We start from the raw sequence: 25,301 nt of genomic DNA, 5'->3' as shown, positions 1-25,301 counted from the left end.
ACCCACCGCCAGGCCACCACCAGACCATCGTCAGGCCACCACCAGGCCAGTGCCATCGGCAGAAGAGAGCCCCGCATGGAGTTCCTCCGGCCCGCCAGCTGGGACGAAGCCCTCGCCGCGAAGGCCGAGCACCCCACCGCCGTGCCCATCGCCGGCGGCACCGACGTCATGGTCGAGATCAACTTCGACCACCGCCGCCCCGACCGCCTCATGGACCTCGGTCGGATCGACGAGCTGCGCCGGTGGGAGGTCGGCGCTGACACCGTCCGGCTGGGCGCCGGCGTCCCGTACGCGCAGATCGTCGAGCACCTGCGCGCCGAGCTGCCCGGCCTCGCGCTCGCCGCGCACACCGTAGCCTCCCCGCAGATCCGCAACCGCGGCAGCGTCGGCGGCAACCTCGGCACTGCGTCCCCCGCCGGGGACGCCCACCCCGCGCTGCTCGCCGCCGGCGCCGAGGTCGAGGTGGCGTCCGTACGCGGCACCCGCCGCATCCCCGTCGACGACTTCTACACCGGCGTCAAACGCAACGCGCTCGCGCCCGACGAGCTGATCCGGGCCGTCCACGTCGCGAGGGCCGACGGCCCGCAGCAGTTCAGCAAGGTCGGTACGCGCAACGCCATGGTCATCGCGGTCTGCGCCTTCGGCCTCGCGCTACACCCGCGCACGCGCACCGTGCGCACCGGCATCGGCTCGGCCGCGCCCACCCCCGTGCGCGCCCGGGTCGCCGAGGAGTTCCTGGCCGCCGCGCTGGAGGAGGGCGGCTTCTGGGAGAGCCGCAAGACCGTCACGCCGTCCGTCGCCCGCCAGTTCGCCCAACTGGCCGCCGGCGCCTGCCAGCCGATCGACGACGTCCGCGGCACCGCCGCCTACCGCCGGCACGCCGTCGGCGTGATGGCCCGCCGCACCCTGACCTGGGCCTGGGAGTCGTACCGCGGCACCGGTCGCCGCACCACCGAGGGAGCCGCCTGATGCGCGTCAGCTTCACCGTAAACGGCCGCCGTCAGCAGGCGGACGACGTCTGGGAGGGCGAGAGCCTGCTGTACGTGCTGCGCGAGCGCATGGGCCTGCCGGGCTCCAAGAACGCCTGCGAGCAGGGCGAGTGCGGCTCCTGCACCGTACGTCTCGACGGCGTGCCCGTCTGCGCCTGCCTGGTCGCCGCCGGGCAGGCCGAGGGGCGCGACGTGGTGACGGTCGAAGGGCTCGCGGACCACGCCCGACAGCGCGACGACCCCGCGAACGCCTCCGGAACCCCGCTCGACGAGGCACGCCGTTGGACCGCCCACGGCCACCCCGCCCACGCGGCCCCCGCACACCCCGCCCCTGCCCCTCCGGCCCTCGCCCACGAATCCGCCGGAGCCGAACTCGCCCCGATCCAGCAAGCCTTCATCGACGCCGGCGCCGTCCAGTGCGGCTTCTGCACCCCCGGCCTGCTCGTCGCCGCCGACGAACTCCTGGAACGCAACGCCGACCCCTCCGACGGCGACATCCGCGAAGCGCTCTCCGGCAACCTCTGCCGCTGCACCGGCTACGAGAAGATCCTCGACGCGGTCCGCCTCGCCGCCGTCCGTCAGCAGGGGGCCACCTGATGAGTACGCCAAGTACACGGAGTACACCGTCCGCACCGCGCACCCCCGCCACGCCCGCCGGCACCCCCACCGGCCTCACCCAGGGCTCACCCACCCCCGGCGGAATCGGCGAATCCACCCTCCGCCCCGACGGAACGCTCAAGGTCACCGGCGAGTTCGCGTACTCCTCCGACATGTGGCACGAACACATGCTCTGGGGCCACACCCTGCGCTCCCCCCTCGCCCACGCCGAGATCCGCGCCGTCGACGTCACCGCGGCCCTGGCCACCCCCGGCGTCCACGCCGTCCTCACCCACGACGACCTGCCCGCCGACGTGAAGCACTACGGCCTGGAGTTCCACGACACCCCCGCCCTCGCCCACCGCAAGGTCCGCCACCACGGCGAACCCGTCGCCCTCGTCGCCGCCGACCACCCCGAGACCGCCCGCCGCGCCGCCGCGAAGATCGTGGTCGACTACGCCGAACTGCCCGTCGTCACCGACGAGGCGTCCGCCACCGCACCCGACGCGGTCCTCGTCCACGAGCACCGCACCGACCACCACGCCGCCCACGTCCCGCACCCCAACGTCGTCCACCGCCAGCCGATCGTGCGCGGCGACGCCGCCGCAGCGGCCCGCCGCGCCGACGTCGTCGTCACCGGCGAGTACGTCTTCGGCATGCAGGACCAGGCGTTCCTCGGGCCCGAGTCGGGGCTCGCCGTCCCCTGCGAGGACGGCGGGGTCGAGCTGTACGTGGCGACCCAGTGGCTGCACTCCGACCTCGCCCAGATCGCCCCCGTCCTCGGCCTGCCGCCGGAGAAGGTGCGGATGACGCTCTCCGGCGTCGGCGGCGCGTTCGGCGGGCGCGAGGACCTGTCGATGCAGATCCACGCCTGTCTGCTGGCCCTGCGCACCGGCCGCCCGGTGAAGATGGTCTACAACCGCTTCGAGTCCTTCTTCGGACACGTCCACCGCCACCCGGCCAAGCTCCGCTACGAGCACGGCGCGACCCGCGACGGGAAGCTGACCCACGTCACGTGCCGCATCGTCCTCGACGGCGGTGCGTACGCCTCCTCCTCGCCGGCGGTCGTCGGCAACGCGGCCTCCCTCGGCGTCGGCCCGTACGTCGTCGACGACGTCGACGTGGAAGCCCTCGCCCTCTACACCAACAACCCGCCGTGCGGCGCGATGCGGGGCTTCGGCGCGGTCCAGGCGTGCTTCGCGTACGAGGCCCAGATGGACAAGCTCGCCGCCGCCCTCGACCTCGACCCCGTCGAACTGCGCCGGCGCAACGCGATGGAGCAGGGCTCGACCATGCCCACCGGCCAGCGCGTCGACTCCCCGGCCCCGGTCGCCGAACTGCTGCGCCGCGTCAAGGCCAGGCCGCTGCCGCCCGAGCGCCAGTGGGAGGTCGCCGGCGGCGGCGTGGACGTGCGGGCGCTGCCCGGCGGGCTGTCCAACACCACCCACGGCGAAGGCGTCGTGCGCGGCGTCGGCTACGCCGTCGGCATCAAGAACGTCGGGTTCTCCGAGGGCTTCGACGACTACTCGACCGCGCGCGTGCGGATGGAGGTCGTCGGCGGGGCGCCCGTCGCCACCGTGCACACCGCGATGGCCGAGGTCGGCCAGGGCGGCGTCACCGTGCACGCCCAGATCGCCCGTACCGAACTCGGCGTCGCCCAGGTCACCATCCAGCCCGCCGACACCCGGGTCGGCTCCGCCGGGTCCACCTCCGCGTCCCGTCAGACGTACGTCACCGGCGGCGCGGTCAAGCACGCCTGCGAGGCCGTCCGGGCGAAGGTCCTCGACCTCGGGCGCGCCAGGTTCGGCCCGTACCACCCCGCGTGGGCGACCGCCGAACTCCGCCTCGAAGGCGGCAAGGTGGTCACCGAGGGCGGTGAGGCCCTGGCGGACCTGGTCGACGTGCTGGCGGACGAGGCCGTCGAGGTTGTCAGGGAGTGGCGCCACCGGCCCACCGCGCCCTTCGACCGGGTCACGGGCCAGGGCGACGGCCACGTCCAGTACTCCTTCGCCGCCCACCGGGCCGTCGTCGAGGTCGACACCGAACTCGGCCTGGTGAAGGTCGTCGAGTTGGCGTGCGCCCAGGACGTCGGCAAGGCGCTGAACCCGCTGTCCGTGCTCGGCCAGATCCAGGGCGGCAGCACACAGGGCCTCGGCATCGCGGTGATGGAGGAGATCCTCGTCGACCCCGTCACCGCACGGGTGCGCAACCCCTCCTTCACGGACTATCTGATCCCCACCGTCCTCGACACCCCCACCATCCCCGTCGACCTGCTCGAACTCGCCGACGACCACGCCCCCTACGGGCTGCGCGGCGTGGGGGAGGCGCCCACGCTCTCCGCCACCCCAGCGGTGCTGGCGGCGATCCGGGCCGCCACCGGCCTCGAACTGAACCGCGTTCCGGTCCGCCCGGAACACCTCGCCGACACCTCGTGAGCCGGCCGCCACCACCGTGAACTGCGACGAGGGTAGAGGGGAGATCGCCGTGCTGGACATCGCCGACCGACTGCACCAATGGGCGCGGCGGGGGCGCGCGTTCGCCGTGGCCACCGTCGTCTCCGTCAGCGGCAGCGCACCGCGCGGGCCGGGCGCCGCGCTCGCCGTGGACCACGACGGCACGGCCGTCGGCTCCCTCTCCGGCGGCTGCGTCGAAGGCGTCGCGTACGACCTGTGCCGCCAGGTGCTGCACGACGGCCGGCCCGTGCGCGAACGCTTCGGCTACGCCGACGAGGACGCCTTCGCCGCCGGACTGACCTGCGGGGGCGAGATCGAGGTGCTGGTGGCGCGGGTCGAGCCGGACGACACCGCGGCGCGCGCCCTCGCCCTGGCCGCCCGCGGCACGACCTTCGCGCTCGCCCAAGTCGTCGACGGCCCGGCCGAACTCCTCGGCCGGTCCCTCCTCGTCCACCCCGACGGGCGGTACGAGGGCACCCTCGGTGGCCGCCCCGAACGGGACGCCACCGCCGCCGCGGAAGCCGGCGCCCTGCTCGACGCGGGCCGTACGGACACGGTCGTCGTCGGAGCGGACGGAGGTCGGTGCGGCGCCCCGCTGACCCTGCTCGTGCAGACCCGGACGCCGCCGCCCCGGCTGATCGTCTTCGGCGCGATCGACTTCGCCGCCGCCCTGGTGCGGATGGGGAAGTTCCTCGGGCACCGCGTCACCGTGTGCGACGCACGAGCGGTCTTCGCGACCCGGGCCCGCTTCCCCGAAGCGGACGAGGTCGTCGTCGACTGGCCGCACCGCTATCTCGCCCGCACCGAGGTCGACGCGCGGACCGTGCTGTGCGTGCTGACCCACGACGCCAAGTTCGACGTGCCGCTGTTGGTGCGGGCTCTGCGGCTGCCCGTCGCCTACGTCGGGGCGATGGGCTCGCGCCGCACCCACGAGGACCGCGAGCGCCGACTGCGCGAAGCCGGGCTCACGGACGGCGAACTGGCCCGGCTGCACAGCCCCGTCGGGCTCGACATCGGGGCGCGGACGCCCGAGGAGACCGCCGTGTCGATCGCGGCGGAGATCGTCGCGCGGCGGCGCGGCGGCAGCGGTGCGCCGCTGACCGACACGCAGACGCCCATCCACCACGACGGACGCACGGCGGCGCTGCGCTGATCGGACGCCTGCGCCGAGCGGGCGTCAGCCGGTGCGGCGCGCCACCACCAGCCGGCACCGCGGGCTGCCGTCCTCGCGCCGCCCCAACTCCTCCATCGGCCGCAACTCCACCGCGAACCCGGCGTCTTCGAGGGCCCGGCACACCGGTGCGAGCGCGAACGTCCGGTAGTACATGACGAACGGCGGCTTCCACACCGCGTTGCGTACGCGCATCGCCGCGTCGAAACCGAGGAGCGCCCAGTACGGCCGGGAACCGACCCTGGGCGGTGCGGGCTGCGGAAAGGCGAAGACGCCGCCGGGGCGCAGCGAGCGGTGGACGCCGTCGAACAGCGCCGGCCACTCCTTCGGCAGGAAGTGGCCGAACGCCCCGAAGCTGACGGCCAGGTCGTACGAGGCGGTGAAGGGGAGGGCGCGCGCGTCGGCCCGCACCCAGTTGACCACGGGCGCCCCGGGCTCCGCGTCCGCGCCCGTATCCGCGTCCGCCTCCGTGCTGGCCCTGGCCCGGGCGAGCATGCCCGCGCTGAAGTCGACGCCGGTGACCCGCTCGTCGCACAGCTGCCGCAACACGCCGACGCCCGCACCGGTGCCGGTGCACACGTCCAGGCCCGCCCGGAAGGGCCCGAGCGGGCGCACGGCCCGTACGAAGGGGTCCAGCAGCCGGTCGGGCGTGCGGAAGGGCGTCGCGTCGAACTTGGGGGCCAGCAGGTCGTAACCGCGCTCGACCGAGGAGAGCGCCTGCACGGCCAGCTCGCGGAGCGTGGGGCCGGATGAGGTGAACATCGTCCTCACCCTACGACGCCCCGCGCCCGGGCGGACGGGCCCGCGGCTCCGATCCGTCTCGACCCGGCCCGATCCGTCTCGACCGACCCCGACCCGACCCGTGTCGACCCGCCCCGACCCCGGCCCGGTCCGCCGGAATCCGGACGTCCGTGCCGCCCGGGCCCGAAGTTTTCCGATGCCCCGTGCATTCGAGCCAGCCGGGGGGACGATGATAAGTAAACGATGAGCAAATGCGAACATCGGGTCGTACGCGGGGGATACGTTCACCCCCATGAGTCCGACGAGTCCGACTGAAGTCCTTCACCTCAGCGCAGGCCACCCGGCCCGGACCCGCTCCGTTCTCCTCCCGGGCCCGGTCCCGGGTTCCGGACCGGCGCCCGGCCCGACCGCACCGCCCCTCCCGCGGGCGGTGCGACCGGGTCTGTAGCTCGTCACGGCCGACTGAGCCCCGGCCGTTTCGGCGAACAATTCCGGCCTTTGTCCAGCGAAACTCCGACGAGCAATACCCATTGGTGCGTCACATGTTGATCCACAACCTTGGCCAGGTCTCCGCTCCCGTGTGCGAAAGCGCGCCGGGCGGCGCAATTCCACAAAGAAGCGGCGCCCTTGCCGCCGTCAGGTCGTGTTCTCACCGCCCCGCCCCGGATGCCCTTGGCAGCACGGGCTACGCCGCCGTCGGTGCCGTGCGAGCCGTTGGCGCCGCCGCTCCGTCCGGCCGTATGGTTCGGTAACGCCGAATGTTCGGTCGGCACTACACATGGTCGACAGCAGGGACGCAGATGACCAACGAGCCTCTTGTTCCGGCGCAGCTGGGAAGGCCCGAACGCATGTGGCAACGCGCCGTCGTGCTGGTACTGATCGCTGTCACGAGAACCACGAGGCCGGTATTCCGCCTGGGCGACCGGGAACTGTCCTGTTCGCATTCCAACGGTGGTTGGACGCTCTCCCTCCACTCCGACGGAAAGGCGATCTTCTTCGGTCAGGACGTCGACTGCAGCGACACCACCTATGAGGGTGACAAGCCCGTGGACCTGCTCGCGGACGCCCCGGACTGGTTGCCGCACGATCGGCTCCGGGAACTGAACGACGGTTATGAACTGGGATATCTCTACTGGTGGGAAGAGGGCGCCTGGGCGCGGGCGCCCTATCCCGACTACGTGGCCGACGACGGCCTGGCCGCCTCCTGCGACGGATACGCCGGCATTTTCGACGACAAGTCGCTGGCGGACAGCTTCGCCGACGCCGGCTACCGCGACCGGGCCGCCGCGGAGCGGTTCGTACGACGGGTCGCGGAGGGCACGGTGGACACGGAGGCGCTGGAGGAGCTGATGGACTCCGCCTCCGAGCCGGGCCCGCTGCCCCGGGAGTCCCGGGTCCCCAACGCCCTGGAGTGGGCGGCCCGCCTCGGCGTCGCGGACCGCCGCGCCCCTTCGCACACCAGGTGACCCGAGCGGTCAGCCCGTCCTGACCAACTGGTCGGCCAGCTTGTTCAGCCGCTTGACGGTGCGCTCGTCGGTCGCGCCGGGCGCCGGCTCGACCCGGCGATCCAGCTCGTAGTACGCACCGTTGACGACTTCGGTTGCCGGGTCGCACAGCCGGACGACGTGCGCGGCGCCCGCGCTCGCCGCCGCGCCCTGGTGCGCGTACAGCGGCAGCAGTTCCGTCTCGCAGACGCCGGGGTGGACCGAGACCGCCGTGACGCGCCGGTCGGCGGCGAAGACGGTGAGCGCCAGTTGCGACTGGGCGTACGCGGCGAGCCGTGAGTAACGGCGGGTGCGCTGGGGGTCGTTCCACTGGATCGACGCCGTGCGGTGCAGCGAGGACGACACGTTGACGACACGGCTGCCGCCGCCGCCCGCGGCGCCTGTCGTGAGCGCCGGCTCCAGCAGGTTGGTGAGGAGGTAGTGGGCCAGGAAGTTCACCTGGAACGCGATCTCGTTGCCGTCCTCCGTGACGGTGTGGCGCTCGGGCGCGGCGACGGCGGCGTTGTTGACCAGGACGTCCAGTCGCGGATGGGCCGCGATCACGCGAGCCGCCAGCGCGGCCACCTCCTCCAGCCGGCTGAAGTCGGCCGCGTAGGCGCACAGCCGCGCGCCGTCGGTACCGGTGGTGGCGATCAGCCGGTCCGCGGCTGCCCGGCTCTCCTCGGGGGTGCGGCCGTGCAACAGCACGGTCGCGCCGCGCTCCACGAGCCGCCGGGCGGTTTCGTAGCCGATGCCGGAGGTCGCCCCGGTGATCAGGACGGTGCGGGACGAGAGGTCGACGACAGACATGGTCCATCCAAGGGGGAAGCGAGGGTTCGAGCCGACGCGGCTCGAACGGCGTGAGAGGAGTGAACGGAGGGTGAGCCCGGCAACCGCAGCCGTCCGAAGGGTGGTTCCAGGGGCGCCGGAGGTCGGGTCACGGCGCCCCTGGTGCCCGGTTCGGTCGCCCGGTGCCCCGGCGCGTTCAGTCGCGCGGGGGCGGGGAGGAAGGCGACCCCTGGTAGCGGGGCACGCGGCCGGCCGCCGTATGGGGCGGTCGGTCGGAGTGGGGCCACGCGCTGTTCACGTCCCTCATCGAAGCGGAGGATCCGACGCGTCGACAAGTGCCGCACGGGCTTGCTGACGTGCTCTTGCCGCCCCTCTGACGCCCCCTTGACGACGCCCGCTCCGCGCCGGCCCCGACAGTCCGCGGCAGCCTTTGCCATGGATACCCCCTGGGGGTATAAAGGATCTCAACGAGATACCCCCTAGGGGTACTAGCGAAGGGGATGGAGCCATGGCGTCGTACCAGACCACCTACCGCGTCGGCGGAGTCAACAGCGGGCACTGCAAGGCCATCGTCAGCAAGGCGCTGCGCGAGCTGGACACGGTCAACACGGTCCAGGTGGAGATCTCCACCGGGCTGCTGACGCTGGACACCACGGCGGAGCCGGACGACGCGGTCGTCTCGGAGGCGATCGAGGACGCGGGGTACGACTTCCTCGGCCGCGCCTGAGCCACGACCTGCCGGAGTTGCGGCCGTGCCTGAGCCACGACCGCGCCGGAGTCGTGGTCGCGACAACCGCGTGCGAACGGAACCGGACGGGCGCGTCCCTCGGGGTGGAAACCCGAAGGGACGCGCCCGCTGCCGTGTCTCGACCGCGGCGCTACCCGGGAGCGCCCGCCCGCGTGGAGTCGCCCGGAACCAGCGCGCACGGCACCGAGAGCGGCTGCGGAGTCCGCCCGGCGAGCGCGTCGATCAGCATGCCCGCGCACAGTGCGCCCGTACGGCGGGGGGCGAGCGTCAACAGGGTCAGTGCGGGGCGGGCGTTCGGCTCGCTGTCGCCCATCGCGGTGATCTGGAGGTCCCCCGGGATGCTCAACCCCAGGTCGTCGGCGGCGGCGCGCAGGGCCTCGCCGTACGTCTCGTTGAGCGCGTGGACCGCGTCCGGCCGGTCCTCGGCCCGTAGCAGCCGACGCGCCGCGTCCCGCGCCGGCTCCCCGTCCCGGACCCGCTCGACCGCGGCCGGCAGCCCGCGGTCCGCGCACCAACGCGCGTACGCCTGCTCGCTGTCGAGGGTGTACGCGTCGAGCTCCGGCCCGGTGAACAGCCCCGTCCGGCGCGCCCCGCCCGCCCTCAAGTGGTCCAGCGCCAGCGGTACGCCGGAGCCCATGTCGCTGTGCACGTACGGGATGTGGGCGTGCTCCGGGTCGATCGGGCGACCGTCGGTGACCACCGCGAGCCCGCGCCGCAGCGCCTCGGTGATGACGGGGTCCCCGGCGACGGGGTCCACGACGATCAGGCCGTCCATCGGAATCCGGGTCCACAGGTCCGTACCCGGCCGCGCCGGCACGACGACCAGCGCGTAGTCCCGGTCGACGGCCGCGACCATCGCGCCCGCGGTGAGCGAGGCGTAGTAAGGGCGGTAGGTCCGCTCCCACGCCTCCGCGCTCTGGTGTCCGGCGGCGAGGCCGACGACCCCGGTGCGGCCGGTGAGCAGCACCTGCGCCGCGGGGTTGGGGCGGTAGCCCAACTCGTCCGCGATGTGCCGCACCCGCTCCCGGGTGCGTGCGCTCACCTTGCCCTTGTCGTTGAGGGCGTGCGAGACGGTGGTGATGGAGAGCCCCGCGGCCCGCGCGACGTCCTTGATGCCGACGGATCGCGCGGTCTGCGGGCCGTGGGGCGGGCCGGCCGGTAGGGCCATCGCGTCCCTCCTCCTCGTGGCGGCTGCCGGTGCTGGGTGTCGGCGCCGGTGGGTGTTCGTGGCCGCGGGGTCGGTGCGTACGCGGTTCGTGGCCGCGGCCCGCTTCCGGGCGGCTCCAGCAGCCGTCCGGTGACCCCGTCCGAGGATCAATCTTCAACGATCTCTTGACTGCCAAAACCTTTTGGTTGAGCATATCGCCCATCCTCACCGCCCAAAACCTTTTGGTTCCTGCCGCGTCTGCGTTTTGGCTTGATCTGGGCGGCCTCTTTTCGACGTTTGGGAGCCACCGTGCGCCGCCGATCCGTCCGAGCCGTCGCCGCCCCCGCCCTGGCGGCGGCCCTCGCACTCACCCTCGCCTCCTGTGCCGAGAGCACCCCGGGCGGCTCCTCCAGCGCCGCCGTCACCCGGGCGAAGGACGGGGCCTACGGCGACTGCCGGGTCTCCGGCGAGAAGGGCAGCATCACCTTGAAGACGGTGGAGTCCGACACCCTCACCGTCGCCGGCGACCTGCCCTCGCGCGGCTGGTGGAACGGCGACACCGTCGCCGAGATCAAGAGCGGCTTCGAGTACTGCCTCGCGGCGCAGCTCGCCCACCGCGCCGGCCTGGACAAGCTGAAGATCCGCAACGTCTCCTTCGACGCGATGGTCGCCGGCAAGGGCAGCGGCTACGACCTCGCCATGGCCGAGATCTCCATCACCGAGGAGCGGAAGAAGGCCGTCGACTTCACCAGCCCGTACTTCGACTCCAACATCGGCGTGCTCGCCAAGCCCGGCACGGTCACCGCCGAGAACGTCCGCACCCTGCGGCTCGGCGTCAAGCAGGCCACCTCCGGGGCGAAGTTCGTCCAGGAGACCCTCAAGCCCGCCGAGGCGGCCCAGGTCTTCCCCGGTGACGCGGAGATGCTGGCCGCGCTCCAGGGCGGTCGCATCGACGCCGTCCTCACCGACACCGCCATCGTCCTCGGCCAGGCCAAGGGCTCGGACGGGAAGGTGGCGGTCGTCGGCCAGTACCAGACCGGCGAGTCGTACGGCGGTCTGCTGCCCAAGGGCAGCGCCAACACCGCCGTCATCAACGACGTGCTGGCCCAACTCGACCGGGACGGCACCCTCGACCGGCTCTCCGAGCAGTACCTGGGCGAAGCCCTCGGCGGCGACCCGGCCGCGGTCCCGATCTGGAGCCTGTGATGAACCCAAAGACCCAAAAGGCCCAACAGGCGCAAAAGTCCCAGAGATCTCAGCAGGCTCAGCAGACCCAGCAGGCCCAAGGACTCCGGAAGCCCGCCGCGCCCGATGCGGTAGCCGCGGTTGCCGCAACCACCGCGATCCGGCCCCCGGCCCCCGCCCGCGTGCCGGTGCCCACCCTCCTGGCGCCCATCGCCCTCGCCGTCGCCGCCCTCGCCGTGGTCTTCGCGGCCTGGACCGCCGCCACCCTGTGGCAGACCGCCCCCACGAGCGGCGCCTGGTCCTGGGTGCTCAAGGCCGTCGCGGTCGCCGGCGCCCTCGCCGCGCTCGCCGTGCTCAAACCCGCCGTCGAAGCCCTGCGCCGCGGCGCCCGCGCCCGGGCCGCCGCCCCGCACCCCGAGCGGATCGCCGACGCGCGCGCCGAAGCCGCCGATGCGCGCGAGGCCGCGTGGGTCGCCTGCGGCGGCTCCCTCGCCGTCGCCCTGCTGACCGTCCTCACGGTCTTCCTGCTCGCCAACGACCAGGCCGTGCAGGCCACCTTCTTCAGCCCCGAGGCGATCTCCGCCAGCTTCGCGGACGTCACCCGGGCCTTCGGCACCAACGTGTTCATCGCCGTCGCCGCCGAAGTCCTCGTCCTCGTCTGGGGACTGGTCCTCGCGGTCGCCAAACTGGCGCCCGGCCGCGCCGGCCGCCCCCTGCGCTGGCTCGCGACCGCCTACGTCGACGTCTTCCGCGCCGTCCCCAGCATCGTGATCATCTACCTGATCGGCTTCGGCCTGCCGCTCGCCCAGATCCCAGTCCTCAGCTCCCTCACCCCGACCTGGGCCGCGATCTTCGCCCTCACCCTCACCTACGGGGCGTACGTCGCCGAGGTCTACCGCTCCGGCATCGACTCCATCCACTGGAGCCAGACCGCAGCGGCCCGCTCGCTCGGCCTGTCCCACAGCCGCACCCTGCGCCACGTCGTCGTGCCGCAGGCCGTGCGCCGGGTCACCCCGCCGCTGCTCAACGACTTCATCGGGCTCCAGAAGGACACCGCGCTGGTCACCGTCATCGGCACCATCGACGCCTTCAACCAGGCCAAGATCTACGCCTCCAACGAGTTCAACCTCTCCTCCGTGACCGTGGTCGCCGCCCTCTTCGTCCTGATCACCATCCCGCAGACGCGGTTCGCCGACCGACTGCTGGCCCGCAGCGCCGCAGGGAAGGACTGAGTCCCATGGCATTCCTGGACATCGAGGGGATCCGCAAGTCCTACGGCAGCCACGAAGTGCTGCGCGGACTCGACCTGACCGTGGCACAGCACCAGGTCGTCACCCTCATCGGCGCCTCCGGCTGCGGCAAGTCGACCCTGCTGCGCTGCATCAACGCCCTGGAGGAGATCGACGCCGGCCGCATCGTCCTGGACGGCGACCCCATCTCGGGCCGCGGCGTGGACGTCGACCGGCTGCGCCGCGACGTCGGCATCGTCTTCCAGCACTACAACCTCTTCCCGCACATGGACGTGTTGCGCAACATCACCCTCGCGCCGACCGTCCTCGGCCGCGCCACCAAGGACGAGGCCGAGTCCGGGGCCCTCGAACTGCTGCGGCGCATCGGCCTTGCCGACAAGGCGACGGCGCTACCCGACCGGCTCTCCGGCGGCCAGCAGCAGCGCGTCGCCATCGTCCGCGCGCTGGCGATGCGCCCCCGGCTGCTGCTCCTCGACGAGATCACCTCGGCGCTCGACCCCGAACTGGTGGCCGAAGTACTCGCCATCGTCCGCGACCTCGCCGAGGACGGCATGACGATGGTGCTCGCCACCCACGAGATGGGCTTCGCGCGGGACGTCGCGCACAAGGTGTGCTTCCTGCACCAGGGAACGGTCCTGGAGGAAGGCCCGCCGGAGCAGATCTTCGGCGACCCCCGCGAGGAGCGCACCAAGGCGTTCCTCCAGCAGATTGTGGAGGCAGGACGACTGTGACACGGCCACAGGTCACCCCCCGGATCCTGACGATCCAACACGAGGACGGCACCGGCCCCGGGCTCGTCGGACGAGCCCTCGAAGAGTCGGGCCTCGCGCTGCACACCGTCCACCCCTGGGCCGGCGAACCCGTCCCGACGACCCTCGCGGACCACGCCGGACTGCTCGTCCTCGGCGGTGCGGCCAACTGCGAGGACGAACGGGCCGCGCCCTGGCTGCCCGCCGTGCGCGCCCTGGTGCACCGGGCCGTCGACGAAGCGGTCCCCCTGTTCGGCATATGCCTGGGCGGGCAGATCATGGCCCACGCCCTGGGGGGCCGCGTGGTGGTCCGCGACCGGGGGCCCGAGGTGGGTGTCGTACCGGTGCGCCGGCTGCCCGCCGCGGCGGACGACCCGGTCTTCGGCGCCGTGCCCGACGGCGCCCCCGCCGCCCAGTGGCACTGGGACGAGATCGGCGAACTGCCGCCCGGCGCCGTCCCGCTGCTCGGCGGTGACGACTGCCCGCACCAGGCGTTCCGGATCGGCCCCCGCGCCTGGGGCGTGCAGTTCCACCCCGAGGTGCTGGGCGACGCCGTCGCCGAGTGGTCCGCGTCCGATGGGCCGGCCGTGGCCCGCGCCGGCGGCGACCCGGATGCGGCCGTGGCGTCCGTCCGGGCCGCGGAACCCGCGCTGCGTGCCACCTGGACGCAGGCCGCCCGCGCCTGGGCGGACGTGGTCCACGCGGCCGGCTGACCGCCGCCCCCACCGCGCCGTGAGCGCACACGACGGCAGCCGCCACCCGGGGGTTCGGTGGCGGCTGCCGTCCGCTTCGTGCGACGGGGCGTCCTCAGGGCACCTTGGGCCCGCCGATGAGCTCGCCGTCCGCGTCGTACACCCAAGGGTTGGCGGTGCACCCGCGCAACCCCTTGATCTGCTGCATCATCGCCGGCGCGGGCTTGCCGGGCCCCGCGCAGGTGCGGTGCCCGTAGCCGAGTACGTGCCCCACTTCGTGATTGATGATCAGTGCGTGGTAGTCGTGCGGACGCCCGCGGTACTGCTCACTGAGCTCGACCCAACGGCGCACGTTCACGATCAGATCGGGCGCGTTGGCGCAGTTCACCTGCCCGCCCGTGTCCAACCCCCAGGCGCCGCACAGCTTGTCCGTGGTCTTCGGCGACACGATGTGGACGAGCATGTCGTACGGGGGAGCGTCGACCCGCTGGAAGGACGCGACGCCCTTGCGGGTCCAGCCGCGTTCGTGGCGCAGGATGCCGTCGATCTCGGCCGCGACGTCGTCGACGTCGAGTCCCGTGCCGTCCTCCAGCTTCACCCCGTACCGCACCAGCCGACCGGAGTGCCCGGCCCGGGCGCCGTTGCCCCGTGCCCAGGTGTACGTGCCCGGGCCCCGCTCCCGGTAGGAGGAGCGCGCCGGACGGTCCTCGCGCTCCTCGGCGGAGTCGGCCGGCCGCTCGGCCTCGGGCGACGGCTTCGTCTTCGCCTTCTCGGAGGAGGCCACCTCGGGGGACGCGCCGGTGTCGGCATCCGGCCGGTTCGGCCGGGACGAGGCCGCGTCGCGCGAGTCCGACGGGTCGGACAGCACGGTGAGGCCGCCCCAACCCACCGCCCCCACGCACACCAACAGGAGCAGGACCTTCAAGGTGGCCGAGGGCCCGGAGCGGCGGGCCCGCCGCGTGCGGCGACCCGGCGGGGCGGGGGCGCGGCGGGCCCGGCGGCTTCGGCGGTGGGAGCCGGTCGAGAGCCGACGGTCAGACATGGCAGAGCCTTCGCGGGGAGGGGAGCGGTGCGGACCCCAGTCCACGCGAAGGCACGTGCGATCTTGGTGAGCGAAGCCGCTCACACTGCTTTCACATCGGACACGGATACTTGGTGCAGATCAACGCGGTGAGGAGCGGGTGGGACGCATGAGGGTGCTGGTGGTCGAGGACGAGGAGATGCTGGCCGCGGCGATCGCCGAGGGGCTGCGGGACGAGGGCATCGCGGTGGACGTGGTCCACGACGGCGAGGCCGCGCTGGAGAACCTCGCCGTGCACGCGTACGACGTGATGGTCCTCGACCGCGACCTGCCCCTGGTCCACGGCGACGAGGTGTGCCGGCGCACCGTCGCCTCCGGCGCGGACGTCCGGGTCCTCATGGTCACGGTCTCCACCACCGTCGCCGAACGCGTCGCGGGCCTCGGCCTCGGCGCTGACGACTATCTGACGAAACCGTTCGCCTTTGCCGAACTCGTGGCGCGGATCAGGGCGCTCGGCCGGCGCTCCCGACCCGCCGCCCCGCCCGTGCTGGAACGCGCCGGCATCCGCCTCGACCCGCACCTTCGGCAGATCACCCGCGACGGCCGGTACATATCCCTGTCGCGCAAGGAGTTCGCCGTGCTGGAGGAGCTGATGCGGGCCGACGGCGCGCCCGTGTCCGCCGAGGCGCTGCTGGAGCGCGCCTGGGACGAGAACGTCGACCCGTTCACCACGGTCGTCCGGGTCACCATGCGCTCGCTGCGCCGCAAGCTCGGCGACGGGCCCGTCATCGAGACCCTGACCGGCGTCGGATACCGCATCCGATGATCCTGCGCGCACTCGGCGGCAGCCTCAGGGTCCGCCTCACGGTCGTCTTCGGCCTGATGTTCTTCGTCGCCGGCGCGGCGATCTTCGGCGGCGCGCTGATCCTGGTCGGCAACAGCATGGCGTACACCCTGAGTTTGCCCTTCCCCGCCGTCGAGAAGACCCTTGAGACCCCGTCCACCGAGGTGCCGTTCGCGCAGCCGTCGGCAGGGACCGCGGACGCGTGGACGAGCCCGCCGCCCGGGGACGGCGCCTCGGACGCGCCGCAGCCCACCGGCTGGCCGCCGTCCCGGGCCGAAGCGCCGCCGCTGCCCGAACAGCCCCGGACCCGCATCGAGATCGACCCCGCCTCCCGCGACACCATCCTCGCCTCCATGGAGACCAACCTCATGGCCAAGGGCGGACTCACCGTGCTCGGCGTCGGGGTGGTCGCCACCACCATGGGCTGGTTGGTCGCCGGTCGACTGCTGCGCCCGCTCAACCGCATCACCTCCACCGCCGAACGGATCGCCGGCCGCACCCTGCACCAACGCATCGACCTCGACGAACCCCCGGGCGAGGTCAAACGGCTCGCGGACTCCTTCGACAGCATGCTGGACCGCCTCGACCAGGCGTTCGCCGGTCAGGACCGGTTCATCGCCAACGCCGCGCACGAGCTGAAGACTCCGCTCGCGGTGGGCCGCACCCTGGTGGAGGTGGCCGTCGCCCGCCGCGCCGCACCGCCCGAGGTCAAGCAGCTCGGCGAGAACCTGCTCGCGGTCAACGAGCGCCACGAGCGGCTGATCGACTCCCTGCTCACCCTGGCCCGCGCCGAGAGCACCGCCTACGAACGACTGCCCCTCGACCTCGCCGCCATCACCGCCACCGTGCTCACCCACACGGCCGCCGGCGCCGAGGAGCGCGGCATCACCGTCGAGCGCGAACTCCACCCCGCGCCCGCCGTGGGCGACCCCGTGCTGGTGGAGCAGCTCGTGCGCAACCTCGTCGACAACGCGGTGAAGTACAACGTCCCGGGCGGAGCGCTCAGCGTACGGACCGGCACCGGCCGGGACGGCTCGACCCTCACGGTCAGCAACACCGGCGCCGTCGTCGCGGCCCACGAGATCCCGGTCCTCTTCGAACCCTTCCGACGCCTCACCGACCGGGTCGGCTCCGCGCGCGGCAGCGGCCTCGGGCTGTCGATCGTGCGCGCCGTGGCCCGTACGCACCAGGGCGACGTCACGGCCGAGCCGCGCCCGGGCGGCGGACTGACCGTGACCGCGACCGTGCCGACGCCCGGCCCGACGAACCGCGCCGGAACACCGCCACCCGGCGCAACTGCCCGTCCGTACCGCTGAGCTGACCGGGTCCCGGGCGCGGTTGAACACGTTCGAGTGAGGCCCGGCATCACCCCGGCGGGCCGGAGTGGCACATGGCACATGGGGGCGACGTGGTGTTTCAATCCGTATGCGTACTGTGCACACCTCGCCCGTACGCCCGCTCGTCCCTGCCGTCACTGCGTCAGGTTGATCGCGGTCCGGACGACGGTGTCCGAATCAACAGCGGGCCAGTGAACGGAGAACCCGTTCCGGTGCGAGGGCGCACGCACGCACGACGAATCCGGCATTGATGACGATCAGGCGACAGGTGTGTCCTGTCGTCTCCGCAGTAAGGGTTCTTCACGTGAGCACCACAACCATCACCCGCGACTGCCGCGGCGCCAGCAGCCACCGTGCGTACCGGCTGGGGCAAGCACCGGGCGGAGTTCCGCTGTTGGGCAACGCCCTCCAGCTCTTCCGCGACCCCCTCGACTACCTGCCGAGGCTGCGCCACGAGGGCGACCTCGTCAAGGTCAGGATCGGCGCCAACACGGCGTACCTGGCCTGCACCCACGACGTCGTCCAGGAAGTACTGCACAACCCGCGGACGTTCGACAAGGGCGGCGAGTTCATCGACACGATGAAGCTGCTGCTCGGCGACGGCGTCGGGACCTGCGGCGCCGCGGCGCACAAACGGCAGCGGCGGTACATCCAGCCCGCCTTCCAACGGGACCGACTCGTGCGCTACGCCAGCGTGATGCACGACGAGGTCACCGCCCTCACCGACGCCTGGCGCCCCGGCCGCGTCGTCGACGTCGGCACCGAGATGAGCCGACTCACCACCCGCGTCACCGCCCAACTGATGTTCTCCTCCGGCATCGCCGGCGACGCCGTCGCGGAGGTGCAGCGCTCCTTCCCCGTCGTGTGGAAGGGCGTGTACCGCCGGATGGTGATCCCCTTCCCGCTGCTGCACTCCCTGCCGACCCCCGCCAACCGGCGGTTCACCCGGGCGATGGAGCGCCTCGACGCGGTCATCGCCACCATGGTCGACGCCTACCGCAGGGACACCGCGGACCGCGACGACATCCTCACCGTGCTGCTCGCCGCCCGCGACGAACGGACCGGCCGCGGCATGACGGACAGCGAGATCCACGACGAGCTGATGACCGTGCTCGCGGCCGGGGTGGAGACCCCGGCGTCCGGGCTCACCTGGGCCTTCCACCTCATCGGCGAGCACCCCGAGGTGGAGCGCGAACTCCTGCGCGAGGTCGACCGGGTCCTCGGCGGACGCCCCGCGCGCTACGACGACCTGCCCGGGCTGCCCTACACCCAGCGCGTCGTCGCCGAGACCCTGCGGCTGTACCCGCCCGTCTGGTTCATCACCCGGCGCACTTCCGTCGACACCACCCTCGCCGGACACCCGGTGCCGGCCGGCGCCAGCATCTTGTTCAGCCCCTACGCCCTCCACCGCGACCCGGACGTCTTCGCCGACGCCGACCGCTTCGACCCCGACCGCTGGCTGCCCGAGAACGCGGCGAAGCTGCCGCGGAACGCCACGATCACCTTCGGCGGCGGCACCCGCAAGTGCCTCGGCGACGTCCTGGCGAACCACGAGAGCACCATCGCGCTCGCGTCGATCCTCTCCGCCTGGCGGCTTCGACCGGTACCCGGACACCGCCTCCGTCCGGTGGCCAAGGCCGAACTGACCGCCGGCCCGCTGCCCATGACGACAGAGCCCCGGGCGTGACCGGGCCGCTCGCCCCGCAAGGCGGCCCCGACGGAGCGTCACTCGACCTCTGGCCGAGCCCCGGCCACCCTCTGCTGGACCTCGAACCCCGCACCTCGCCGTGGGTCGACCAGTTGGAGGACGCCGTCCTGCGCTGGGCGGACGACTACGACCTCCTCGACAGCGCGGCGGCCCGGGACCGACTGGCCCGCAGCCACCTCGGGGAACTCATCGCCCGCTCCTACCCGGCGATGGGCTTCCACCGGGCCGAAGCCATCGCCGGCTGGTTCACCTGGGCGTTCGTCATCGACGACTGCTACGACCGACAGCCGGAAGGTTTCCTCGACTACGACTCGTCCGCTTTCCGGATGTTGCGACTGCTGACCCCCGACGCCTCCGTGCGACACAGCCAGGCCAGCCGTCTCGACACCGTGCTCTCCCAGGTCTGGCGGGAACTCGCGCTGGCCAGGAGCGCGGCCTGGCGGATGCGCTTCACCCTCCACATGACGCACTTCCTGGCCGCGTTCAAGTACGAGTCGCTCAACCGCAGGCACCGCCACACCCCCCGACTGCTCGGCTACACCCAGCTGCGCCGCGCCTCCGGGGGCATCACCCCCTCGCTCGACCTGTTGGAAGTGGCGTCCGACAGCGAGATCCCCCCGCTGCTCCACGAGACGGACCAGTTCCAGACCATGTTCAACCGCGCGTCCGACGTCGTCGTGTGGGTCAACGACATCGTGTCGTTGCGCAAGGAACTGGTGGCCGGTGAGACGACGAACGGCGTGCTCGTCCTCGCCCGGGAGCACGACTGCGGGCTCCAGGACGCGATCGACGCCGTGTACGGGCACGTGGGCCGGTGGGTAGAGGACTTCTGGCGGGCCCGCGAGGAGCTGCGCACCCTGTCGTACCAGTGGTTCGGACTGACCACCGCCGAGCGCGAGGCCGTCGAGTCGTACTCCGACGGCATGGAGGCGTGGATGCGCGGCAACCTCGACTGGTCGGCCTCGTCCGACCGGTACCGCCGCGCGGACGGCGTCCGACTGGCCAGCGACACCTCGCTGTTGCGGGGCGCGCGCCACGACCGGCTGGGCTGCCACGAGCACATCGAGGCGTCCTGACCGGTCGATGACGAGGGGCCGCCCATGCCGGCGCGGCCCCCGAAAGTGGCGGCCCGTGCCCCTACGGGCCGTCACCCCCTGCCCCGGAGGGCTCCTTTCCGCATCGTTCGGACGCCCGGCCGTCCGTGTTCGACGACGTGTTCCGGCCGAGTCCGAAGAAGCCGTCCGCAGGCCCCGGCGCATCCCCTACGCTCCTGAAGCTCGACCTCACGAACGGAGGGCCTGTGACGGGGATCGCGGTGCCGGACCAGGCGGGTCCCGAATCCGACCGAGGGGGGTCGGTCCGCCCAGCGGAGCCGGCCACGAGCGAGGCGTGCCGCCTGCTGTGCGTCGGAGCGCACGTCGATCCGCGCTACAGAGCCCAGGTCATCGACGAGTTGTACGTCCACGAGGAACGTTTCACCGCGCCCTCCTTCGGCTACGACGCGGCGCGCGTCCTCGCCCACGCCCTGCTGGCCCGCCGCACCGAACTGGCCTGGGCGCTGGGGATCCTGGCGCTGTGGGTGGCCGCGGTCCCGCTCTCCGACGGCTACTTCCTCCTGCTGCTGGTGCCGAGCCTCGTACTGGCGGTGGTCGGCCGGTTCAACGCGTCCGCCGCGGGTCCGCGCCCGCTGACCCGCGGCGTGGTCCTGCTCGTCCGCTGGTACACCCGGCTGATGCTCGCCCTGATGGGGGCGAAGCTGGTGGTCGGCGGGGTCGTCGGCCTCTTCGTCGACGCGCCCAGGACCAAAGGCGCGCCCGACGACTGGGTACGTCCACCGGACGCCAAGCCGTCGTCCGACGCCGTCGACATCACCGACGGCATCTGGCCCTTCGACGGCGCCGACATGTCCGACGAGTTCAACCCCTTCGCCGACTTCACCGCCTTCGACGGGTTCGACGGCTTCGAGGACCCGGCCCCCGCGCTGCTGGCCGCCTTCCTCTACGCACTGATCATCTTCCTGGTGGGGCTGCGGCGCGGCCAGAGCGCCCGGGTGATGACGGGCCCGCTGTCCGCCGTGCGCTTCCCCGACGTGGCGGGCGACCCCGCCGAAGCCGCCGCCGGTCTGCGCGGCCAGCGGATCATGGCCGAAATTCGGAGGGAACAGCACTCCTCGTTGACGATGTACCACTCGTCGAACCCGTTCCGCGGCGCCGGCACCGCCTTCCAGGCGTGGAGCCTCGCGGTCGAGCTGCGGCCCCGGGCCGACGGCCAACCCGTGCCGTTGAACAACCACGCCGTGCTGGAACGCATCCGACCGCTGGTCGCGGCCCTGCGGGCGCCGGCCCCCGGCTCGGCGGGAACCACCGAAGCGGTCCGCGACCGGCTGCGGGAACTCCGCATCGACGAGTGCGTCTTCCTGCCCGCCGACGGCATCCCCGACCGCGACGGCGCGCCGTACGAGGCCGAACTGGCGGCGGAGCACCTGGCGGACGCCGTCGAGGAGGGCGGCGAGGCCCGCCGGCACTTCCTGCGCGTCCGGGTCGGCGGCTGGGAGGAGGACGTCGTCGTCACCGTCTTCGTCCGGGTCCACACCCAGGGCGGCATGCTGATGCTGGAGGTCGCCCCGCACGTCCTGGCCCCCGTCAAGGAACGCTTCCGCGAGGCCGAGCGCGACGCGCACCGATACGCGTACAACGGCACCGCCGGCAAGCTCGCCTGGGCCGTCACCAACACCCCCGCCTCGGTCGGCACGGCCGTCTTCACCCTCTACAGCTCCTGGCTCGGACTGTGGGAGCAGGCCGTGGGCGGACACGGCGACGCGATGCCCGAGGGCCCGGTCCTGTCCGTGCGCGAGCGCGGTTCCAAGAACGACGGCTCGCCCTCGCTCACCGCGGAGGAGAAGGCGTCCCTCTTCCAGGAGATGGACGTCTCGCGGTACCTGAAGAGCATCCAGGACCGGATCACCGACGGGGTGTCCCAGGCCCTGCGGGAAGCCGGCTGGCAGACCGAGGAGTTCGAGCAGAAGATCGTCCACGTCAGCGGCGGGGTGTACATCGACTCCGCCAGCAACAGCGCCTTCGGCTTCGGCGAACACAGCGTCGCGATGGTGACCAACCTCAGCAAGTCCCAGGGCAAGAGCAGAAAAATGGGGGCAGACCATGACAGGGACTGACGGCCCTCCGGCACCGGGCGAACCGACGGCCGACGCCACGGGCGCCGCGGCAGCCACGGGCGCGACCGACGGGGCGGGTGTCACGGGCGCCACCGACCGGCCCGGTGCCTCGGGCGCGACCGTCCGCATCGGCTCGGTGGCGAACAGCGCGCTGACCTTCGGCGCGCACTCCACCGCGACCACCACCAACGTCAGCCACGGGGAGTCCGACGCCGCGCAGCGCGAACTCCTCGCGGCCGTCCGCGCCCTGAGAGCGGACCTGGCACGCTTCGTCAGCACCCCCGACACGGAAGTACTCGACGCCGAACTGGTCGCCACCGAGGAGGAGATCACCGCCTCCGGCGAAGCCGGCCGGCCCCGGCTGGAGCGACTGCGCTCCTCGCTCGCCTCGGCGGGCGAGTGGGCCGGCGCCCTCGGCTCGGGGGTCGCCGTCGCCGAACTCGTCGCCGCCCTCCTGGGAGGTTGAGGTGGCCGATGTGAACGAGGACGGCACGGCGCGCTGGGACGCGCGCGCCCAGCGCTGGGAGCGGGACGAGAAGCCCGTACCGTACACCGCGCCACCGCCCCCCTTCCCACGGCTGCCGCCGCAGTGGGACCCGTCCGGCACGGGGGCCCCGGCCGAAACGGTGCAGATCGGCGCCGACGGGCAGGCGATCCCGCCCTCGCCGGCCACCGCCCGCCGACGGCGGACCCGCACCGTCGCCCTGGTGGGCGCCGCGACGGCTGCCGTCGCCGCCGTCGCCACCGTGGTCTGGTACGTCCTCCTGGACGACGACTCCCCGCCGTCGCGCCCGGGTTCCTCGGCCTCCGCATCCGACGGCGCGGACGGATCAGGCGAGTCGGGCGAGTCCAGCGAGCGCCTGGACAGCATCGACTACACGGTCACCCAGGTCGAGGGCTACACGGTCGCCGTGCCCGACGGCTGGCTGCGCGACACCAGCTCCAGCAGCGTTGCCTACAACGACCCCTCCGGCGACGACCGGCTGATGGTCATGGACTTCTCCGACACCAGCGAAACCCCCCTCGCGCTGGTGACCAAGTCGGACACCGACCTCACCGGCCAGCTCGGTTACCGCCGGGTCAAGCTCGGATACGTGCAGAGCGGACCGGAGAACCCGACCAGCGACGCGGCCGAGCTGACCTACCGGTTCCAGCAGTCGCCTTCGGAAGAGATGCGCACCTGCATCGAGCGGGCCTTCACCGGGGACGACGGCGACGTCCACGTCGTGTACGTCTGCGGCGCCACCAGCGACATGCCCTACCAGCGCCGGCTGATGAACACCGTCCTGGAGCACTTCGACCCACCTGGGTACTGATCGAAGGCCCGGCTTCTTGCGGACCGGACCGGGTGACGCGCTGTCGGTCCCGTCTCGTAAGCTCCCGGCCATGAGCGGCGGGGACAACGCAAACGCGGGAAGACGCGTCATCGACGGGCGGTTCGAGCTGGAGGCGCGCCTGGGCGGCGGCGGCATGGGGATGGTCTGGCGGGCCAGGGACCTGCTGCTGGACCGGGCCGTGGCGCTGAAGGAGGTCCGGCCGCCGGACCCCGCGCTGGCCGAGTTCGACCCGGAGGCCGCCCGGTCACTGCGCGCCCGGGTGCTACGGGAGGCCCGGGCGCTCGCCCGCGTCGACCACCCCAACGTCGTCACCATCCACCACGTCGTCGACGGCGGCGAGGACACCTACCCCTGGCTGGTGATGGAGCTGGTCACCGGCGGCTCCCTCGCGGACCGGCTCGCCCGCGGCCCCATGGAGCCCGCCGAGGTCGCCCGGCTCGGCCGCGAGGTGCTGGCGGCGCTGGGGGCGGCGCACGCCGCGGGCATCCAACACCGCGACGTCAAGCCGGCGAACGTACTGCTGCGCCCCGACGGCCGCCCCGTTCTCACGGACTTCGGCATCGCCGCCATCCGCGAGTCCACGGTCCTCACGGCCACCGGCTCCATCATCGGCACCCCGGACTTCATGGCCCCCGAGCGCATCACCGGGGAGGACGGCGGGCCCGAGTCCGACCTGTGGTCCCTGGCGATGATGCTGTACGTCGCGGTGGAGGGCCGCCATCCGCTGCGGCGGGCCACGGCGCTGGCGACCCTCGCGGCCGTCCTCAACGAGCAGTTGCCGCCGCCGCGGCAGGCGGGGCCGCTGACCGGGGTGCTCCAAGCCGTCCTGGTGAAGGACCCGACGGCGCGGCCGGGCCCGGACGCCCTGGACCGGATGCTCGCCGAGGCGGCTTCGGGAAGCGCGGCGCCAAGGAAAGCCGAGCCGGGGAACGCTGCGCCGAGCACCGTGGGGACGCCGTCCGCCGCAGGAGCCGCCGCCGTCACCGGGGCGCAGTCCGCCGATGCCACGTCGTACCAACTCGCCCCGCCGGGCACGGCGGAAGGATTCGGCCCCTCCACTGCCTACCAGGGCGCGCCCACTCCCATCCCCATCCCCACCCCCGCCCCCGGGCCGGGTCCCACCGGCCCGCTGTCCGGCCCCGCGCCGCAGTCCGGTTCGCCCTCGCGCCTGGGCCGCCGCCTCATGATCGGTTCCTCCCTGCTGTCCACGGCGGTGATCGCCTCCCTCGTCTGGTTCCTCGTACCGGACGACGAGGACAAGAAGAAGTCGCCGGCGTCGATCGGCACCGGCAACACCGCCCTGCCGAGCCCCGGAGCGAAGGCGTCCGGCACCGCCACGGGCAAGGAGACGGACAAGAGCACGGACAAGAGCACGGACAAGGGGAAGGGTGCCGAGAAGGGCGAAGTGAAGGACCTGCTGACGCCCGAGGGCATCCGGCTGGCCATCAAGGAGCTGTCGTCCGTAGCCGACCCCAAGCGGATCGGGAGCTTCACCGTCTATCCGGAGTACGTGATGGTGCAGGCCATGGTGAAGGGCAGCGACACCAAGTACGACTCCTACATGTACCGCCTCGACGGCGGCGTCATGCAGCTGCCGAACAAGGGCGTGCTGTTCACCGGCAACAAGCCCTTCGACCTGGGTGCCTTCAACTGGGACGCGGTCCCGACCCTGATGGCCAGGGCGAAGCGCGATCTGAACGTCCAGGACCCGACCAGCCGGTACCTGTCCGTCCGCGAGCCGAACACCGTCTTCGACCGCTCGTTGGGCCTGGCGGTCTATCTGTCGAACGACTACCGGCAGTCCGGCCATCTGGAGGCCACCCCGCAGGGCAAGGTGAACCGTCTGAGCCCCGCGAAGTCGTGAGGACCGCCCACGCCCTCCGCCGC

At 72.7% G+C, this 25,301-nt stretch carries 22 protein-coding genes; 18 read left to right on the top strand and 4 right to left on the bottom strand.

The genetic code is table 11. The features are described from left to right. Positions 1-75 precede the first annotated feature (75 nt). The 4 genes from ABZ842_RS08980 to ABZ842_RS08965 are packed head-to-tail and all read left to right on the top strand — an operon-like array spanning position 76 to position 5,192. A complete protein-coding gene (locus tag ABZ842_RS08980) occupies positions 76-969 on the top strand; it encodes an FAD binding domain-containing protein (protein ID WP_361534091.1) in 894 nt (297 codons plus the stop codon). Next, positions 969-1,586, top strand: a complete 618-nt coding sequence (locus tag ABZ842_RS08975) for a (2Fe-2S)-binding protein (protein WP_361534088.1) — start codon at positions 969-971, stop codon at positions 1,584-1,586. The genes ABZ842_RS08980 and ABZ842_RS08975 overlap by 1 nt, the downstream gene beginning before the upstream one ends. After that, on the top strand, positions 1,586-4,021 hold the full coding sequence (locus ABZ842_RS08970) for a molybdopterin cofactor-binding domain-containing protein (RefSeq protein ID WP_361534085.1): 2,436 nt from the start codon (positions 1,586-1,588) through the stop codon (positions 4,019-4,021). Before ABZ842_RS08975 ends, ABZ842_RS08970 begins: the two co-directional genes overlap by 1 nt. Before the next feature lie 49 nt (positions 4,022-4,070). Then, positions 4,071-5,192, top strand: coding sequence for an XdhC/CoxI family protein (locus ABZ842_RS08965; protein ID WP_361534082.1), 1,122 nt, complete (start codon positions 4,071-4,073; stop codon positions 5,190-5,192). 24 nt (positions 5,193-5,216) lie between these two features. Here the strand turns inward: ABZ842_RS08965 and ABZ842_RS08960 are convergent, their stop codons facing one another. After that, a complete protein-coding gene (locus ABZ842_RS08960; RefSeq protein WP_361534079.1) occupies positions 5,217-5,972 on the bottom strand; it encodes a methyltransferase domain-containing protein in 756 nt (251 codons plus the stop codon). Between the two features lie 827 nt (positions 5,973-6,799). Here ABZ842_RS08960 and ABZ842_RS08955 point away from each other — a divergent pair. After that, positions 6,800-7,417, top strand: coding sequence for a hypothetical protein (locus ABZ842_RS08955; RefSeq protein WP_361534076.1), 618 nt, complete (start codon positions 6,800-6,802; stop codon positions 7,415-7,417). A 9-nt stretch (positions 7,418-7,426) separates the two neighbouring features. On the opposite strand, the gene ABZ842_RS08950 is transcribed toward ABZ842_RS08955, so the two are convergent. Next, a complete protein-coding gene (locus tag ABZ842_RS08950) occupies positions 7,427-8,245 on the bottom strand; it encodes an SDR family NAD(P)-dependent oxidoreductase (RefSeq protein WP_361534073.1) in 819 nt (272 codons plus the stop codon). A 487-nt stretch (positions 8,246-8,732) separates the two neighbouring features. Here ABZ842_RS08950 and ABZ842_RS08945 point away from each other — a divergent pair, with 487 nt between their 5' ends. Then, positions 8,733-8,951, top strand: a complete 219-nt coding sequence (locus ABZ842_RS08945; protein ID WP_361534070.1) for a cation transporter — start codon at positions 8,733-8,735, stop codon at positions 8,949-8,951. Between the two features lie 151 nt (positions 8,952-9,102). Here ABZ842_RS08945 and ABZ842_RS08940 read toward each other — a convergent pair whose 3' ends face one another. After that, the gene (locus ABZ842_RS08940) at positions 9,103-10,140 is read right to left on the bottom strand and encodes a LacI family DNA-binding transcriptional regulator (protein ID WP_361534067.1); all 1,038 of its coding nucleotides are present in this window, start codon (positions 10,138-10,140) and stop codon (positions 9,103-9,105) included. A 288-nt stretch (positions 10,141-10,428) separates the two neighbouring features. Between ABZ842_RS08940 and ABZ842_RS08935 the strand changes: the two genes are divergently transcribed. Genes ABZ842_RS08935 through ABZ842_RS08920 form a run of 4 tightly spaced genes read left to right on the top strand, consistent with a single transcriptional unit; the run spans position 10,429 to position 14,016 of the window. Beyond that, complete coding sequence (locus ABZ842_RS08935; RefSeq protein ID WP_361534064.1) at positions 10,429-11,325, top strand: ABC transporter substrate-binding protein; 897 nt, start codon at positions 10,429-10,431, stop codon at positions 11,323-11,325. Beyond that, positions 11,325-12,536 carry an amino acid ABC transporter permease gene (locus ABZ842_RS08930; RefSeq protein ID WP_361534061.1) on the top strand — a complete coding sequence of 404 codons (1,212 nt, stop codon included), beginning with the start codon at positions 11,325-11,327 and terminating at the stop codon, positions 12,534-12,536. Before ABZ842_RS08935 ends, ABZ842_RS08930 begins: the two co-directional genes overlap by 1 nt. Before the next feature lie 5 nt (positions 12,537-12,541). Next, entirely contained in the window at positions 12,542-13,285 is a 744-nt protein-coding gene (locus ABZ842_RS08925; protein WP_361534058.1) for an amino acid ABC transporter ATP-binding protein, read from the top strand. Next, positions 13,282-14,016: a type 1 glutamine amidotransferase gene (locus ABZ842_RS08920; RefSeq protein ID WP_361534055.1), complete on the top strand. Its 735-nt coding sequence runs from the start codon at positions 13,282-13,284 to the stop codon at positions 14,014-14,016. The genes ABZ842_RS08925 and ABZ842_RS08920 overlap by 4 nt, the downstream gene beginning before the upstream one ends. A 94-nt stretch (positions 14,017-14,110) precedes the next feature. Here ABZ842_RS08920 and ABZ842_RS08915 read toward each other — a convergent pair whose 3' ends face one another. Further along, the gene (locus ABZ842_RS08915) at positions 14,111-15,037 is read right to left on the bottom strand and encodes a DUF3152 domain-containing protein (RefSeq protein ID WP_361534052.1); all 927 of its coding nucleotides are present in this window, start codon (positions 15,035-15,037) and stop codon (positions 14,111-14,113) included. A gap of 148 nt (positions 15,038-15,185) precedes the next feature. Here ABZ842_RS08915 and ABZ842_RS08910 point away from each other — a divergent pair, with 148 nt between their 5' ends. From ABZ842_RS08910 to ABZ842_RS08875, 8 genes are all read left to right on the top strand, one after another. Continuing rightward, positions 15,186-15,842: a response regulator transcription factor gene (locus ABZ842_RS08910; RefSeq protein WP_361534049.1), complete on the top strand. Its 657-nt coding sequence runs from the start codon at positions 15,186-15,188 to the stop codon at positions 15,840-15,842. Then, positions 15,839-17,176 carry an ATP-binding protein gene (locus ABZ842_RS08905; protein ID WP_361534046.1) on the top strand — a complete coding sequence of 446 codons (1,338 nt, stop codon included), beginning with the start codon at positions 15,839-15,841 and terminating at the stop codon, positions 17,174-17,176. Before ABZ842_RS08910 ends, ABZ842_RS08905 begins: the two co-directional genes overlap by 4 nt. 325 nt (positions 17,177-17,501) lie before the next feature. Beyond that, entirely contained in the window at positions 17,502-18,884 is a 1,383-nt protein-coding gene (locus ABZ842_RS08900; RefSeq protein ID WP_361534043.1) for a cytochrome P450, read from the top strand. After that, entirely contained in the window at positions 18,881-19,981 is a 1,101-nt protein-coding gene (locus ABZ842_RS08895) for a hypothetical protein (RefSeq protein ID WP_361534040.1), read from the top strand. The genes ABZ842_RS08900 and ABZ842_RS08895 overlap by 4 nt, the downstream gene beginning before the upstream one ends. A 224-nt stretch (positions 19,982-20,205) precedes the next feature. Beyond that, positions 20,206-22,077 carry a hypothetical protein gene (locus ABZ842_RS08890; RefSeq protein WP_361534037.1) on the top strand — a complete coding sequence of 624 codons (1,872 nt, stop codon included), beginning with the start codon at positions 20,206-20,208 and terminating at the stop codon, positions 22,075-22,077. Beyond that, complete coding sequence (locus ABZ842_RS08885; RefSeq protein ID WP_361534034.1) at positions 22,064-22,543, top strand: hypothetical protein; 480 nt, start codon at positions 22,064-22,066, stop codon at positions 22,541-22,543. The genes ABZ842_RS08890 and ABZ842_RS08885 overlap by 14 nt, the downstream gene beginning before the upstream one ends. A gap of 1 nt (position 22,544) precedes the next feature. Continuing rightward, on the top strand, positions 22,545-23,393 hold the full coding sequence (locus ABZ842_RS08880) for a hypothetical protein (protein ID WP_361534031.1): 849 nt from the start codon (positions 22,545-22,547) through the stop codon (positions 23,391-23,393). A 70-nt stretch (positions 23,394-23,463) separates the two neighbouring features. Then, positions 23,464-25,278 carry a serine/threonine-protein kinase gene (locus ABZ842_RS08875; protein ID WP_361534028.1) on the top strand — a complete coding sequence of 605 codons (1,815 nt, stop codon included), beginning with the start codon at positions 23,464-23,466 and terminating at the stop codon, positions 25,276-25,278. The last annotated feature ends 23 nt before the right edge of the window (positions 25,279-25,301 follow it).

Source organism: Streptomyces sp. NPDC047315 (genome assembly GCF_040643215.1).
In the GTDB taxonomy this organism is placed as follows: domain Bacteria; phylum Actinomycetota; class Actinomycetes; order Streptomycetales; family Streptomycetaceae; genus Streptomyces.
The sequence above is the reverse complement of the archived record's forward strand: the minus strand, read 5'-3'. Positions and strand labels throughout refer to the sequence as shown.